General features: G+C 68.1%; 9 protein-coding genes. 7 read left to right on the forward strand and 2 right to left on the reverse strand.

Features of this window, described 5'->3' with window-relative positions; all coding sequences use genetic code 11:
- Positions 1-1,406: IniB N-terminal domain-containing protein (locus ACHQ4I_RS06080; RefSeq protein ID WP_420770664.1), on the reverse strand; the 1,406-nt coding region annotated here is incomplete at its 3' end.
- Between the two features lie 290 nt (positions 1,407-1,696).
- On the opposite strand from ACHQ4I_RS06080, the gene ACHQ4I_RS06085 reads away from it, so the two are divergent.
- The 6 genes from ACHQ4I_RS06085 (at position 1,697) to ACHQ4I_RS06110 (ending at position 11,469) form a co-directional block, all read left to right on the forward strand.
- The gene (locus tag ACHQ4I_RS06085; protein WP_420770665.1) at positions 1,697-3,544 is read left to right on the forward strand and encodes an Hsp70 family protein; all 1,848 of its coding nucleotides are present in this window, start codon (positions 1,697-1,699) and stop codon (positions 3,542-3,544) included.
- Positions 3,544-6,279: a LuxR C-terminal-related transcriptional regulator gene (locus tag ACHQ4I_RS06090; protein WP_420770666.1), complete on the forward strand. Its 2,736-nt coding sequence runs from the start codon at positions 3,544-3,546 to the stop codon at positions 6,277-6,279. Before ACHQ4I_RS06085 ends, ACHQ4I_RS06090 begins: the two co-directional genes overlap by 1 nt.
- 45 nt (positions 6,280-6,324) lie before the next feature.
- A complete protein-coding gene (locus tag ACHQ4I_RS06095; RefSeq protein ID WP_420770667.1) occupies positions 6,325-7,467 on the forward strand; it encodes a hypothetical protein in 1,143 nt (380 codons plus the stop codon).
- A 167-nt stretch (positions 7,468-7,634) separates the two neighbouring features.
- Positions 7,635-8,999, forward strand: coding sequence for a S1 family peptidase (locus tag ACHQ4I_RS06100; RefSeq protein ID WP_420770668.1), 1,365 nt, complete (start codon positions 7,635-7,637; stop codon positions 8,997-8,999).
- Positions 9,000-9,111: 112 nt separating this feature from the next.
- Positions 9,112-10,425, forward strand: a complete 1,314-nt coding sequence (locus tag ACHQ4I_RS06105; protein ID WP_420770669.1) for a S1 family peptidase — start codon at positions 9,112-9,114, stop codon at positions 10,423-10,425.
- Between the two features lie 159 nt (positions 10,426-10,584).
- Complete coding sequence (locus ACHQ4I_RS06110; RefSeq protein ID WP_420770670.1) at positions 10,585-11,469, forward strand: NRDE family protein; 885 nt, start codon at positions 10,585-10,587, stop codon at positions 11,467-11,469.
- Positions 11,470-11,534: 65 nt separating this feature from the next.
- On the opposite strand, the gene ACHQ4I_RS06115 is transcribed toward ACHQ4I_RS06110, so the two are convergent.
- Entirely contained in the window at positions 11,535-12,263 is a 729-nt protein-coding gene (locus ACHQ4I_RS06115; RefSeq protein WP_420770671.1) for a DUF8020 domain-containing protein, read from the reverse strand.
- 465 nt (positions 12,264-12,728) lie between these two features.
- Between ACHQ4I_RS06115 and ACHQ4I_RS06120 the strand changes: the two genes are divergently transcribed.
- Positions 12,729-15,851 carry a heterodisulfide reductase-related iron-sulfur binding cluster gene (locus ACHQ4I_RS06120; protein ID WP_420770672.1) on the forward strand — a complete coding sequence of 1,041 codons (3,123 nt, stop codon included), beginning with the start codon at positions 12,729-12,731 and terminating at the stop codon, positions 15,849-15,851.
- Positions 15,852-15,906 lie beyond the last annotated feature (55 nt).

Here is a 15,906-nt window from a genome sequence, read left to right on the forward strand (position 1 = left end):
ATACCGCTGCTCAGGCTGCCACCAAGGTCGGCACCCGCCTGCGCACCAGTGTCGAAAGCACCACCGATACCGCTGCTCAGGCTGCCTCCCAGACCGGCTCCAGCTTCCGCAGCACCGCCGATACCTGTGGACAGCCCCGCACCGAAATCACTACCGGCCTGCGCACCGCCACCCACAGCACCACCCAGACCAGTCGACAGATTGCCACCGAAATCGCCACCCGCCTGCGCACCAGTGTCGAAAGCACCGCCAATACCGCTGCTCAGGTCGCCACCAAGATCCGCACCCGCCTGCACACCAGTGTCGAAAGCACCGCCAATACCGCTGCTCAGGCTGCCACCAAGATCGGCACCCGCCTGCGTGCCAGCATCGAAAGCACCACCGATACCGGTGGACAGGCTGCCGCCCAGACCGGCTCCAGCTTCCGCAGCGCCGCCGATACCCGTGGACAGGCCCGCGCCGAGATCGCTGCCGAGGCCGGCACCGAGGTCCGCGCCGACCTGACCGCCAGCACCGACAGCGCCACCGAGGCCCGCTGCGGCTTCGGTGCCCGCGCCGACCACACCGCTGAGGCCGGTGGAAAGGCTCGTGCCGAGATCGGCGCCCGCCTGGGCGCCAGCGCCGAGGTCGGTACCGGCTCCGATGACGCCGTTCAGCCCGGCGCCGAGGTCGGCCCCGATCTCGCCGCCCGCGCCGAGACCGCCGGACAACCCGGCCTCCAAGCCGGAAATCGCCTGCGCACCCGCGCCCAGCGCACCGTTCAGGCCCGCGCCGATGGTGGCGTCCAGGCCGGTGCCCACCTGCGTTCCGGCATCCACCGCGCCATGCAGGCCCCCGCCCAGATCGGCTCCGGCCTGCGCACCGCCGCCGAGCGCGCCACCGAGGCCAGCCGTGAGACCGGTCACGGCTTGCACGCCGGCGTCGATAACGCCGCCGAGACCGGCGGTCAGGCCCGCGCCCGCGCCGACAATGCCGCCGAGGCCGGCGCCGAGGTCGGCTCCGGCCTGCAGACCGGCCCCGAGCGCACCGTTGAGGCCGGTGGCCAGATCGAGCCCGGTGCCGACGCCGAGACCGAGGTCGACGCCGAGGTCGACATCGGAGCCGAGGTCGACGCCCGCGTCGGCGGCCGCGCCGACACCGACCGCGGCGGCGGCATTCGCGTTCGCCGCGGCATTCGCGTCGGCCGCGCCCGCACCACCGGCCGCCACGATCGCCGACAGCTGCGAGCCGCCCGCGATCAGGGCCGATTCGGCGACCATGGGGGCGACGGCGGCAATGTCCTCCGGCGTGACCGCGGGCAAACCGGCAGCGGCCAGTGCCTGTCCGGGGTTGGCGCAGTAACCCACCGCGGCCTCATGGTCGCGGAGCAGGTTGAGAATGAACTCCAGAATCGCGTTGGGTGTCATCGAAATCATCTCCTGGATGAGCGGACCCTCGCGATCCGCAGTCGTTGGAATGCATTTCACGCTAGGGACGTCAAGTGTTACTTCGAAACGGGGCGCACCCCTACTGCGCACCGCAGCTCACCGTTAGGGGCACCCGAACCATTAGGGGAATTTCCCCGCAACTTCCCCGACTCAGTAACGGCGGACGCCCAGCAACCGACAGAAGTGTTGCGGTTGGCACGTCCACTCCGCCCCTTCCCGAACTACAACAGCGACTACCGGGCCACATAGTTTTCGAACGGGGTTCTCGAATGACAGAGCGTCTGGCGCTCGGCATCAATGTCGGAGCGTCGAATTCGGTCGCCGTGGCGACCCCGGGGGATGGCAGCGAATATGACAGAAGCCACTCCGGCGGCACTGTCATCGCCCATCCGAGTGTGTTGCGCCTCACTCCGGAGGCAGCACCCGCGTTCGGGAGTGGCGCCCGCCCCAGTGGCAGGCACTCCAATGACGTCGTCCTCGAGGGTTTCCTCGCCCGGGTCGGCGATCCGGTGGATATCCTCGCCGAAGACGGAACCGCCCACTCCGCAGCGGATCTCGTGGCCACCGCGGTCGAATGCCTCATCGATGAGATCGGATTCGACGTCGCACAATCCACGGTCGCCTGCCATCCGGCATGGTGGTCGCGCCATACCGTCGACGTGCAGCGGGCCGCCCTGGATCGCGCGGGTCTGCGCGAGGTGACGCTGGTTCCGGAGCCGACCGCGACGGTGCGGTGGCTCGAGGCCGCGCACGGCCCGCTCGGCGACGGCGCGGTGGTCGTCTACGACCTCGGCGCATCCGGTCTCACCGTCTCCGTCGTGCGTACCGGCGTGCAGGCGGCGGTGCTCGGCACCCCCTTGCGGACCACCGATGTCGCTGGCGCGGAATTCGATCTGCTGACCATGCGCTATGTCCTGGCTAACGCGCTACGGGGAAATGATTTCGATCCGTTCGATCCGGTGATCGAACGGGAATTGTCGGCATTGCGCGATCGCTGCCGATATGCGAAAGAAGAGCTTTCCACAAATACCGCCACAGTCGTCCCGGTTCGTTTGAACCCGGCCGATCACCACGCCGAAAACATCCGTCTGGTCCGCGGCGAACTCGAGGATCTACTCCGCGGGCCATTGCTGACCTCGATCGACCTCATCCGCGACGCGGTACATCGCGCCGGACTCGATATCGGCGATATCGGCCGGGTGCTGCTCACCGGCGGTGGCGGCGCGATCCCGCTGGTGGCCGAGTTGGTCTCGACCGAATTCGGGCTACCCGTGGTCGCGGCACCGGAGCCGGGGTTGACCAGCGCACTCGGCGCCGCCGAATTGGCCGCGGATCTGCTGTCCGCCACGGTGGATCGCACCCCGGTGGCGGCCATGGCCGTCGGCATCGCCAAGACCACGGAAATTCCGACGGTGCCGCGACGGGTCGAGAACGCCGCGAACAGCGCCCGCATAACCAGCAGGGCCGCGGCCGACGACAGCGAGACCGTGCCCAATCGGACCTTGCGGCAATCGCGTGACCGGTCCCGCCGCAGGCTCAGCGGCCGCCAGCGCGCCGCCATCATCGCGGGCGCGGCACTGGTGATCGGCGCACTCGCCACCGGCACCGTCGCCATCGGCACCACCGCGCAGTCGGGGACGAATCGACCCGCGAGCCACGATCAAAAGAACGCGCCGGGCGCATCGGTCGTCGCGGTCACCAACGGCGGCAGCACCTCCGACGCGGCGACGACATCCGCGAAGGACTCGCCGGTCGGAAGTCCGGACCAACCGAAAACCACCGCGGGACAACCCGGTTCCCGCACCACGGCAACCGGCGCCGCGGTGAACGACCAGTCGACGCCGAGCCAGACCACCGACGGCCAACCCGCCCAGAGTCAGCCGGCACAGAGTCAATCGGCCCCCGGCCAACCGGCACCCGCCCCGCAGCCGTCGCCGGATGTTCCGGCCACCCAGCCACGGCCACAGCCCACAACCCAACCGCAGCCCACGACGCAGCCGCAGCCCCAACCGCAGTTGCCGACGGCGCCTTCCTTCCCGACCGGCGCCGTGGACACCCTCGGCGACACCGTCGGCGGCGTCGTATCCGCGCTGCCCAAAATTCCCGGAGGCAGATAATGGGTGATATCGCCTTCGACACGCTGCCCTGCGCACGCGAGATCTTCCGGGAGTTGGACACCGCCGACCGGCAACCGGTCGTCTACCTCATCCGCGGCCGCTCCGGTTCCGGCAAATCGACCCTCCTCTCGGTGATCCGGGCCCGGCTGCGTTCCCACGGCATCCCGTTCCAAGACGATCCGGTGCTACCCGAACACCTCGCGCCGCACATCGACTCGGTCAATGGCGCGCATCCGAAGGTGCTCGGCCACGAACCGGACCGGCAACACGCCGACAGCCATTCGAACACCAATCGGCTACGCGCCAACAGCGCGGACCATGCCACCGGCAGCGGCCACGGCACCCGAACGACCGAAAAACTCAACACCGTCCATGCCATTCGCTCCGGCAACGGCGCGCACCCGCACACCCTCGCCCCACGTCCGGCCCTGATCATCGACAACGCGCACACCCTGAGCGATGCCCATCTCGATTCTCTCTGCGCGACCATCGAATCCGGCCGCTACACGGTCATCATCGCGACCCAGCCGCGCCCGCACGACCCGCACCTGCGCGCGCTCGGCGACACTGTCGCCCGCCGCGGCCGGGTCGCCGATCTGCGCGCACTCGGCGTCTCCGATATCGCGCCGTTCGCCCGCGAACTGGGTATGGCGGTGCCGCGCCCGGTCGCCCAGCACATCCATCGGCAGACCGCGGGCAGCCGCGGCGGCGTGGTCGCCGCGTTGACCGCCGCCTGCTCGGCCCGCCTCGACGCCGGGATCCGCGCGGTCGACGACGCCGTCGCCGCATGGGCCCGTGGCCTTTTGGACAATCTCGAGCCGGATCTGCTGGAGACCCTGGTGGTCGCGACCACCGGCACCGGTCTGGACTCCACCGAACTCACCGAGGTTCTCGGCGTGGAAACCGCTGCGGCCCAGACCCTTATCGACCGCGCCAGGGCAAGCGCCCTGGTCACCGATGCCGATCTGCTGCTGGAACCCGCCGTCACGCCGCTGCGCACCCTGCTCGGCGATCGCCGTTTCGTCGCCGTCCAACGCCGCCTGCTCAATGCGCGGCTGGACGCGGGCCTGCTGCGCGATCACACCGCGCTACTGCTCGCCGAGTCCGGCGTCCGCGACCAGCGACTGGCCGAATTCCTCTGCACCGCAGCCGAAAAGGCCGGACGCGAGGCCGTCCGCTATTACGCCGCCGCCGCGGCCAGCGGCGCCGATCCGGATGTGATCGCGCTGCGCTGGGCTGAGGCGGCCGCATGCACCGGCGATGGCGATACGGCCATGCGGCTGGCCGAACCGGTCTTGGCGCGCCCGGGTGTCTCCGGCGCGGAACTGGCCGCGGCCGTGCGGATCTGCGCGGCCGTGCTCACCCGACGCGGTCTGGTCGGCCGCGCCGCCCAGCTGTACTCCTGGCTCGGCGCACATCGGGTCGGCGCGGATTGGGCGGTCGGCGCGACCGTGCAGTACCTCGCGGGTGACGCGACCGCCGCGGCGGAGCTGTCCGAATCATCGACGCAGTGGCCGCCGACCGAGGCCAACGCGCACGCGCGGCTGATCGCCAGCGCCCTCGCCCGCACCATCGTCGAACACGAGACCGGTACCGCCCCAGCGGTATCCGCACTCATCCAGGCCGCGCAGGCCGATGCGGGCACCGATCGGTTCCTGCCGTGCACCGCGGTCTCCATCGCGACGCTGCTGTGCCTGAGCACCGGTGAACCCCGCCGCGCCGGTGAGGCGCTGCGCCGGGCCACCACCAGCGGTCTGCGCTGCCATCAACTGCAGGTGCTCGCCGCCTGGGCCGCGATGCTCGGCGGTGACGAGCAGGCCGCAGCGACCACGGTCGCCGCGCTGAAACCGGATTCACTCGATATCCGCGACCGCCTGCTCGCGCACGGTGTCGCGGTCGGTCTGGCCCGCCGCGGCGGCGATCATGCCGCGCTGACCCGCGCCTGGCAGGCCGCCTATCCGCTCTTCGACGATGTCGACGCCGACCTGCTCACGCTGCTGCCGATCGGCGAGCTGTGGCTCGCTGGCATCCGGCTGCGCGACGAGCGCCGGATCGCGCCGCTGGTCGATGCCTCGCTGGCCCTGCTGCGACGGCTGGACCAGCCGCCCGCCTGGGCCAATGCCTTCCATTGGTACGGCGTACAGGCCGCGATCGCGCACGAAAGTCCGGAGGAACTGCTCCCGCACGCCCGGCTGCTGAAGGCGGCGGCCGAAGCCGGGGACCGGCATGCCGCGATCCTCGCCGACGCGGGCCGCACCTGGGTGCTCGTCCTGCGCGGCCAGGTCGCCGCGGCCCCGGTGCAGGCGGCCGTCGCCGGACTCAGCGAGATCGGCCTGACCTGGGACGCGGCCCGGCTCGCCAGCGAGGCCGCGCTCGCGGCCGCCGATTCCGCCACCGCGACCACGCTGCTCAAACTGGCCAGGACCGTCCGCGCCGACGCCCGGCCGCAGGAGCAGGCGGTGCGCCCGCCCGCACCCGCCGCGACGAACGGCGAGGGGCCGACCGCGACCCCGGAGCCCGTCCCGGACGCCGCGATCCTCAGCGACCGCGAACGCGAGGTCGCCGAACTCGTCCTACTCGGTTTGACCTACCGGGAGATCGGCGCTCGCCTGTACATTTCGGCCAAGACGGTAGAACATCATGTCGCCCGGATCCGACGCCGGATCGGTGCCCGTTCCCGCTCGGAGTTATTGTCGATGCTCCGCGCCATGGGACACGGCTCGCTGCTGGTGTGATTGCGGTGCGGGCCGATCCGTGACGCCGAAGCGAGGTATTTGAGGATGGCCACTGGGGTGGGCCTGCGCATCGCCGAGGACAATTGCACAGCGGCCATCGTGACCGATAGCGGCGAATCGCAGTTCATAGTCCGCGAGTCGATCCTGCACATGTCCGACGACGGCGACACCGTCCTCGGCGGGCCGGCCCCGGCCGGTCATTCGCATTCGATCACCGGTTTCGCCTCCGCGGTCGGCAATCCGGCCGGTATCTCCGTCGACGCCGGCGAGGCCTACCGGGCCGAGGATCTGGTCGCGACGGCACTGTTCTGCCTGATCAATCTGACCGCCGAACATTTGAACGGCGCCGCCGAGTTCTACGCGACCCACCCCGCCGACTGGCCGTCGCAGTACGTGCTCTCGCTGCGGGAGGCCCTCGACTACCTGGGCCTGCGCTCGGTATTGCTGGTCAGCGAGGGTGATCTGCCGGGCAGTGACGCTGTCGCACCGGAGCAGTCCTACGCCTACGACGCCGCGCGAGCCGCGTTGGCCGCGGTACTGGCCACGCCCGCCGGCGCGACACCGCCGGATCCGACCAATGCCGAGAATTCGACCGTGGTCACCGACGTCATCCCGACGGTGCCCGCGCCCGATGCCCAGCCGCAGGCCTATTCGGCGGCGATTCCGATCGGCGAACCGCTGCCCGCGCCGGTCGGTGAACCGGTCGTCGCACCGACCGCCGTCGAGGCGCCCGCGACCGCCGCCGAAACCCCCAAGACGCGTCGCGCCACGCCGCTGCTGATCGCGGTCGCGGCCGCCATCGGGTTGGTGCTCGGCGGATTCGGCGTCGCGGTGCTGTTGCGTGATCCGGGCGCGACCCCGGTGCCGCCGGTGCGCGATGCCAAGTCCGATCAGATGTCGACGACCCCGACCGGTCCGAATCCACCGGTGAACCTCCCGACCGTGCCCAGCCCGACCACCGAGCCGCCCGTGGTTATCACCAGTACCGAACCGGAGACGACCACCGAGGCGCCGACCACGACTCCGCCGCCGACCACCACCGAGCCGCCCAGCACGACACCGCCCAGCACCACCCGGCCGAGTCGAACCACGACGACACGCCCTCAGTTCCCAATGTGGACCGCTCCCGGCTGGACTCCACAGCCGTGGGAACCGCAGTACACGTTCGACTTCCCAACTCCTCGTTGATTTAGTAGGGACCTACCCCGGTTTGTGCCTTAAAGTGATCGGCTGACCGGTGTTGTCGGAAAATTTGCGGGCAACACGTCTGTTGCTGGACGAAGACTGTGCGCCAACGGAACCAGTCCATGGCCCACGGACGTAGCTGGCACACCTCGTGCCGACGAAGGGACTTCATGCGCAAGTTGGTGGCGCGCAGCGCCGCGGTCAAGGCAGCCTCGATTGGTTTCGCCGCGACCGTTTTCATCGCACCCTTACTCGTCACCACCACCGCTTCGGCCGAACCGACAGCACCAGACCAGCTGACCACCGAGGACCTGCCGCCCGAACTGGTGCAGGCCATTTCCCGCGATCTGAAGATGACGCCCGCGGAGTATCTGGAACGCTCCGCCAAGGCCCAGCAGCTCAGCGAATACGCGCACTCCTTCCGCAACGAGCGCCCCGACACTTACGCGGGCGCCTGGATCGGCACCGACGGCAAGCCGGTAGTCGCGGTCACCTCGGTCGAAGCCGCCAAGATCGCCGCGGCCGACGGCTACCAGACGCACCTGGCCCCGGTCTCGGCGACCAGCCTGGAGGATTCCCTGATACAGCTGAATCAGTGGATCAACACGCTGCCCAAGGAGATCGCCCAGGCGATCAACTCCGTCGCGGTCGACTTCCTGAACAGCCAGCTGGTGATGTCGGTCGCCAACACACCGGTCGGCCACGCGCTGAACCTGCCGACCCTGATCGCAAATATCAAGGTCATCCTCTCGCCCAACAGCGGCGGCCCGGTCGAGCGCCGTCCGATGGGCGGCGACACCTATATCACCGCACCGACCTCGCTGAAGGACACCTCGCTGCGCGGCGTCGATGTCTGCTCGTTCGGCTTCAACAGCGTGGACGCGGCGGGTAACGCGCTGAATATCAGCGCGGGCCACTGCGATCCGAATATCGACAAGGCCGACCAGCACGCCTCGGTCTACCTGCCCAACATCAAGGACATCCCGAACAGCATCGAGCTGGGCAGCTTCGTGCAGGCGCGCCTCGGCGGCCCGACCGCGCTCGACTACTCGGTCATCAAGCTGAACGAACGCTCGGTCAACGCGGGCATGGACCGGCCGTCGGTGCGCGGGGCCAACGGCACCACGCTGACCATCACCGGCACCGCCGAGCCGGTCACCGGCGCTCCTGTCTGCAAATCGGGCCAGTCCTCTACGTTCACCTGCGGATTCGTGGTGGCGGATCGGGTCGAGACCCAGCTCTACACCTCCGAGGGCGTGAGCAAGACCGTGCGCGGCTTCGCCAGCTCGGCCTGCACCCTCGGCGGCGACAGCGGCGGCGCGATCGTCACGGGCACCCTCGCCCTCGGCATCACCAGCGGTTCCAATGCCGCGGACGCGCCGGACTGCAACGAGGCCAATATGGCACTGGCGCAGTACGGCGGCACGGCGACGCTCGGCATCCCGATCCGCTCGATCCTGGCCGATATCGATGCGTCCTCGGGCGGCGGCATCGGCAATGGCATCGAGGTGCGTACCCGGCCGAACGCCGGCTAAGACCGCTTGTGGCACACCAACTTTCCGCCACGCCAGCTGCCGATTTCGCAGTGGGCCGAACAACAATCCGACATAAGTAGGCATAACCGGCCCGACACCTTAAGGTATGGGCATGCTCCTGCCACGTATAGGTCAGTTCCGATCAGCTGCGCGACAGACCCGAGTCCGAAAATCAGTAATCGCCGCCTCGGCGGCGATTCTGCTGTTCGGTCCAACGGCGGCAGTAGCGAACGCCCAACCCGACCAGCCCGCCCTGCCCGCCGACCTGATCGCGGCGGTCGCGCGCGATCTGAAGATCTCACCCGAGGAGTACCTGCACCGCGCTGATCTGGCCCAGCAGGTCGCGGCCTTCGCCACCTCGGCGCAGCGCCAGTTCCCGCAGGTCTTCGGTGGCTCATGGCTCGATGACGGCGGCAAGGCAGTGGTGGCGCTGGCGCAGGGTCCCGGCGCCGAGGAGGCCCGCAAGGCCGCCACATCGGCCGGGTTCGAGGTCCGCAATGTCGCCAAGAGCGAGGCGGCGCTGCGCGGTGAGAAGAGCGCGTTCGAGCGCTGGCTCGACGGTCAGCCCGAAGCCGTCTCCGCACTGGTGCGCGGCGTTGTGGTCGATACCGTCAACAACAGCATCGCGGTGCGGGTCGAACAGGCCGGTCTGCCGATGCCGAACTTCATCGATCCCTCGCGGGTCATCGTGATGGCGCCGCCGGTCGCCGGTGAGCAGCTGCAGACGACCCCGGTCGCCGGCGCGATGCAGACCGGCCCGCTGGCCGGTGGCGACGGTTTCGCCTCGATCGCCGGGCGGATGTCGCTGCGGTGCTCGTTCGGCTTCAATGGCACCGACCGGTCGGGCAACGTCGTGAACATCACCGCGGGCCACTGCAACCCCGACATTCCGTCGGCGGGTTCGGCGAACGCGTCCGGCGTCTTCGAACTGAACGGCGATCGGCCCGGTGCGCAGCTGGGCACCTTCCAGAAGTCGGTGCTCGGTGCACAGGACTACTCGATCATCCGGATCAACGACCAGGCCAAGGACCGGTTCACGAACAACTTCGTGCGCCAGCCCGGCCAGCCCGTCGCGATCGAGGGTGTCGCCGTTCCGGTGGTCGGCGCTCCGGTCTGCAAGTCGGGTTCGCGCACCGGCTTCAGCTGCGGCATCGTCAACGCCGTCGACCAGACCGTGCAGGTCGGCGATCGGGAGCTGACCCAGGCCTTCTCCGCCAACATCTGCGCCCTGCCCGGTGACAGCGGCGGCGCGATCGTGACCGGCCGGCTCGCGCTCGGCATCTCCAGCGCGTCGTCGGTGGCCGACTACCCGATCTGCGAGATCCCGAATCTGATCGGCGCCCTCACCGGCAACACGCCGCAGCTGTTCGCGCAGCCGGTCAGCGTGGTCCTTTCGGACAACCCGGGCCTGAAGGTCAATAACTGAGCCCGAACCAACCCCGGTCTACCCGGAGGCTCGGAAAGGCCGACAGCGCAGACGCTGTCGGCCTTTTTGCTGTCACTACGGGCGATTCACCGACCTTGCGCGGCTGAACGCGCCCGAATGCCCTGTGGGCCGTCACCATGTTCCGGCATCCTGGACTGCATGTGTTTGGTGTTGATCGGTTGGCGGGTGCATCCGGAGTTTCGGTTGATCGTCGCGGCCAACCGCGACGAGTTCTACTCCCGCCCGACCGAGTCGATGCGGTGGTGGTCCGAGGTGCCGGGCCTGCTGGCCGGGCGCGATCTGGGGGCGATCGGCACACAGGCGGGCGACCCGCCCGGCACCTGGCTCGGCTTGACGCGGGAAGCGAAGGGGCGCAATCGATTCGCCACGGTAACCAACGTCCGCAACCCGAAAGGCGAACGCACCGATGTGCGTTCGCGCGGGGCGCTGCTGATGGACTTCCTGCGCGGTGCGGACGCCAGCGATGATTTCCCCGGACCGGAAAACTACGTCCTCGACGTCGCCGCCGCACCGGACGACTACAACGGATACAACGTGCTGGTCTCCGACCTCGAATCGCTGTGGTGGCATTCCAACCGCAGCGCGCTGCCGCCGCAGGAGCTGACACCGGGCTTCCACGGCGTATCCAACGGCACCTTCGTGACCTCGGCCGCACCGGGCGGCACAGCGGGATTGGAGGCGCCCCAACCCATTTGGCCAAAGGTGCGCAGCGGCCTCACCGAGTTGCGCACGGTGGTCGAATCGGATCCCGGAAACGTTGCGGGCTACTTCGAGGTGCTGGCCGACCGCGCCGAGGCGCCCGATGATCTGTTGCCGCACACCGGAGTTCCGCTGCGGCGCGAGCGCACGCTCTCGGCCAGGTTCATCGCCAACTCGATGCACGGGACCAGGGCGAGCACGGTGTTGCTGGTGCGCGAGGACGGCTCGTTCGAGATGGCGGAGCGTTCGTTCGGACGGTTCGGACGCGGCAAGGGCGAGGAATCCTTCAGCGGCAGTTTGGATCTGCGCGAACGTCAGGCCTGAAATACGAAACCGGCCCGCTCTCGGATGAGAGCGGGCCGGTCGAGTTCGTTCGAATCGGATTCGAATCAGTTCGGCTGCTGGGCCGGGGCCGTCGCCGCCACCGGCTTCTCGGCCCACTTGGTGGTGCCGTCCGGAGCCTGGATGGTGTTGAGCAGTTCGACGCCCGCAGCAACCAGCGTCGGACCGCCGACGGCGATGGTGCCGAGGATGCCGCCGATGCCGGCACCGGTCACCAGACCGGGAAGGCAGCCGACCGGAAGGCTGATGATGCAGCCAGCGATCGCACCGATCGCGGTACCGATGAACCCACCGACCGCGGTCGCGATGCCGAAGTTGCTCGCGAACTCGTTCTGCGCGCGCTGGTTCTCGATCGGCGACGCGACTTCCTTCGCGACAACCGGCTTCGCGACAACCGGCTTATCGGACACCGCGAGATCCGCCGGCTTTTCCGGGGTGACCTCGAGCACGGTGCCGTCGTTCTTCATATCCGCTTTGACCGGAACGAGCTTGCCGTCGACGTCCACGTTCAGCGGGAAGGAGACCAGGGTGTTGCCCTTGCCGTCCCGGACGTTGGCGACCGTGGTCTTCGGATCTTCGGCGGTGGCGCCGGCCTCCTCGGTCAGCGAGAAGGTTCCCCCCTTGAGCGCCGCCACAACTGTCTTGTCCACCAACTTGACGGAGTAGGTGATGCCCGGATCAGCCGGGGCGACCGGCTCGGCATGCGCGGTCCCCAGACCGATGGTCATCACGCCGATGACCAACGAGGCAGCCGCGGTGGTGCTGCGGAGATTCATTCAGTTTCCAATCCATCATCAGGTTGTCCGACGAGCTGCCTCCGTACACGCGAGAGCGCTCATCAACCCAGAGTGGTCGGCCTCCGGATTCTCCCCGAGCAGTGTGAAGGACAGGCACATCAGACAGAACGTCGTGAGCGTAATCCAACCGACATGAAGATGCGAGATCGGTTGTTCATTCTGTGATCTCGGCGTGACTAAGCCTGTCCTTACCATCCGGACGGCAGTTGTAACTGTTTACGGTGGTTATCGCCCGAACCGACACATGGATTGCAACATTTTAGTGAAAACGATCACAGCCACAATTCCGGTCAAGCCCCAGGAAGAGGGGGCAATGCCGAACTGGCGATCGTACGATAGACAGGTAAGTTACCGGCGGGTAACTTACCTGCAGTTAGGATACGAGCCAACCGGGCGGCTGGATCGCCGCCCACGCTCGTGTTGCCTCAAAAGAAAGGTCGCGACATGAATGCCCTGACAGTGACGCTGGGCACGATTGGGGCGACGCTCAGCCTCCTGTGTTGGGCGTCGTTCATCGGCGGCGTGCGCAATATCGTCCGCGCCATCATGATCGGCCAGCCCGCACCGGACCGTTGGCGACCGTTCTTCCCGCGCTTCAAGCAGATGCTGGTGGAGTTCATCGCACATACGCGCATGAACAAGTTCCGCACCGTCGGCTGGGCGCACTGGCTGGTGATGGTCGGCTTCCTCGGCGGCTTCATGCTGTGGTTCGAGGCGTATGGCCAAACCTTCGACCCTGAGTTCCACTGGCCCATCGTCGGCGCATGGCCCGTCTACCACCTGTGGGACGAGATCCTCGGCTTGGGCACCGTGGTCGGCATCCTGGCGTTGATCACCATCCGCCAGTTGAACCACCCCAGGATCCCCGCACGCCTGGCCCGCTTCAGCGGCTCGAAGTTCGGCCCCGCCTATGTGATCGAGTCGATCGTGCTGCTCGAAGGTCTCGGGATGATCTTCGTGAAGGCGGGCAAGATCGCCGCCTACGGCCACTCCGACGCGGCAACCGACTTCTTCACCATGCAGGTCGCGAAGATCCTGCCCGCGAGCACCACCATGGTCGCGCTGTTCGCATTCGTGAAGCTGATGTCGGGCATGGCGTTCCTCTACTACGTCGGACGAAACGTCACGTGGGGTGTTGCGTGGCACCGGTTCTCGGCGTTCCCGAATATCTATTTCAAGCGTGAGGACGACGGTGGGGTCGCACTCGGTGCGGCCAAGCCGATGATGTCCAAGGGTGCGCCGGTGGATATGGAGACCGCCGATCCCGATACCGACACCTTCGGCGCCGGGCGGATCGAGGATTTCTCGTGGAAGGGCTGGTTGGACTTCACCACCTGCACCGAGTGTGGTCGTTGCCAGTCGCAGTGCCCGGCATGGAATACCGGTAAACCGCTGTCGCCGAAGCTGTTGATCATGTCGCTGCGCGACCATGGCTACGCCAAGGCCCCGTATCTGCTGGCCGGTGGCCGCAAGGATCTCGGGGGCGACGAGATCGGTCTGGTCGATGCCGACGGCAAGCCCGATGAGGCGAAGCTCGCCAAGATTTCCGAGGCGGCGAAGGCCGAGGCCGAGCGTCCGCTGGTCGGCGGTGAAGACCTCAACGGCATCATCGATCCGGAAGTGCTGTGGTCGTGCACGACCTGTGGTGCGTGCGTGGAGCAGTGCCCGGTCGATATCGAGCACGTCGATCACATCATCGATATGCGCCGCTACCAGGTGCTGATCGAATCGGAGTTCCCCTCCGAGTTGGCCGGGTTGTTCAAGAACCTGGAGAACAAGGGCAACCCGTGGGGGCAGAACGCCAAGGACCGGTTGAACTGGATCAACGAACTCGACTTCCAGATCCCGGTTTTCGGTCAGGACGCCGACTCCTTCGACGGCTATGAGTACCTGTTCTGGGTCGGCTGCGCGGGTGCGTACGAGGATCGCGCCAAGCGCACCACCAAGGCTGTCGCGGAACTGTTGGCGACGGCCGGGGTGAAGTTCATGGTCCTCGGTGCCGACGAGACCTGCACCGGTGACTCCGCACGCCGTGCGGGTAACGAGTTCCTGTTCCAGCAGCTGGCTGCCCAGAACATCGAACTGCTCAACTCGGTCTTCGAGGGCGTCGAACAGTCGCGCAAGAAGATCGTGGTCACCTGCGCACACTGCTTCAACGCGTTGAACAATGAGTACCCGCAGGTCGGTGGCACCTATGAAGTGGTGCACCACACCCAGCTGCTGAACCGGCTGGTGCGTCAGAAGCAGCTGATCCCGGTCGCGTCGGTGTCGCAGAATGTCACCTACCACGACCCGTGCTACCTGGGCCGCCACAACAAGGTCTACAACGCGCCACGCGAGTTGATGGAAGCCTCCGGTTCCACCCTGGTCGAAATGCCGCGTCACGGGGAACGCTCCATGTGCTGTGGCGCCGGTGGCGCCCGGATGTGGATGGAAGAACAGCTCGGTAAGCGCATCAATATCGATCGCGTGGACGAGGCGCTGTCCACCTTGAACGGTGGCAACGAACCGTCCAAGATCGCGACCGGCTGCCCGTTCTGCCGGGTCATGCTCACCGACGGCGTCACCGCCCGCAAGGACGGCGGCGAGGTCGGCCAGGGCGTCGAGGTCGTCGACGTCGCCCAGTTGATGCTCGACGCCATCGATCGCGTCGAGCCGTCCAAGCTGACCGAGAACCTGACCGTGGTGCAGGAACCGAAGCGGGCTCCCGAGCCGGAACCGGTCGCCGAACCCGAACCCGCTCCGGTCGCCGAGGCTCCCGCCGAGCCGAAGACGGCTCCGGCCGGCGGCGGACTGGCGATGAAGGGCGGCGGCAAGGCGCCTGGTGGTCTGGGTATGAAGGGTGCGGCGAAGGCTCCCGGTGGTGGGCTCGGGATGAAGGGTGCCGCGAAGGCACCCGGGGCCAAGGCAACCCCGGCTCCGGCCGCGGAGACCGCGGCGGAGGCGACTTCGGCCCCTGCCGCACCCGTTAAGGGTCTCGCCATGAAGGGCCCGGCCAAGGCACCGGGTGGACTCGGTATGAAGGGTGGCGCAAAGGCTCCTGGAGCCAAGGCAACCCCCGCCGCCGAGGCGGCACCGGCCGCCGAGGCACCGGCCACCCCCGCGCCTCCGGTCAAGGGTCTGGCCATGAAGGGCCCGGCGAAGGCACCCGGCAAGGGCCTAGCGATGAAGGGCGCCGCCAAGGCACCCGGAGCGAAGGCACCGGCACCCGCCGAAGCGACCACGGAGGCGTCGGCCACCCCGGCCGCGGAAACCCCCGCCGCCGAACCGGTTTCGACCCCCACCGAAACCAAGCCGTCCATCCCCGCCAAGGGCCTGGCCATGAAGTCCGGCTTCAAACGCCCCGGCCCCAAGGCCCCCGGCACGGCCACCCCCGCACCGTCCACCCCGGCCGAATCCACCCCCACCGCGGAACCCACTGCGGCCCAGGCAGATTCAACCCCGGAACCGGACCAGCCCACCAACGGCACCTCCGGCAACGGCGCCCCCGAAGTCGCGCCCCCGGCCGCCAAGCCGGGTGGCCTGGGCTTCAAATCCGGGGCCAAGGCCCCCGGCCGCAAGAACTGACGGATAACAGCGATCGGCCCGGGTGCGCACCGCGCACCCGGGCCGATCGCTTTTT

Source organism: Nocardia nepalensis, from assembly GCF_048910785.1.
In the GTDB taxonomy this organism is placed as follows: domain Bacteria; phylum Actinomycetota; class Actinomycetes; order Mycobacteriales; family Mycobacteriaceae; genus Nocardia; species Nocardia nepalensis.

Excerpts from the sequence above, each read along its gene's own strand:
- ACHQ4I_RS06085 (WP_420770665.1), top strand. The coding sequence starts at position 1,697 with ATGACAGAGCGTCTGGCGCTCGGCATCAATGTCGGAGCGTCGAATTCG.
- ACHQ4I_RS06090 (WP_420770666.1), top strand. The coding sequence starts at position 3,544 with ATGGGTGATATCGCCTTCGACACGCTGCCCTGCGCACGCGAGATCTTC.
- ACHQ4I_RS06095 (WP_420770667.1), top strand. The coding sequence starts at position 6,325 with ATGGCCACTGGGGTGGGCCTGCGCATCGCCGAGGACAATTGCACAGCG.
- ACHQ4I_RS06100 (WP_420770668.1), top strand. The coding sequence starts at position 7,635 with ATGCGCAAGTTGGTGGCGCGCAGCGCCGCGGTCAAGGCAGCCTCGATT.
- ACHQ4I_RS06105 (WP_420770669.1), top strand. The coding sequence starts at position 9,112 with ATGCTCCTGCCACGTATAGGTCAGTTCCGATCAGCTGCGCGACAGACC.
- ACHQ4I_RS06110 (WP_420770670.1), top strand. The coding sequence starts at position 10,585 with ATGTGTTTGGTGTTGATCGGTTGGCGGGTGCATCCGGAGTTTCGGTTG.
- ACHQ4I_RS06115 (WP_420770671.1), bottom strand. The coding sequence starts at position 12,263 with ATGAATCTCCGCAGCACCACCGCGGCTGCCTCGTTGGTCATCGGCGTG.
- ACHQ4I_RS06120 (WP_420770672.1), top strand. The coding sequence starts at position 12,729 with ATGAATGCCCTGACAGTGACGCTGGGCACGATTGGGGCGACGCTCAGC.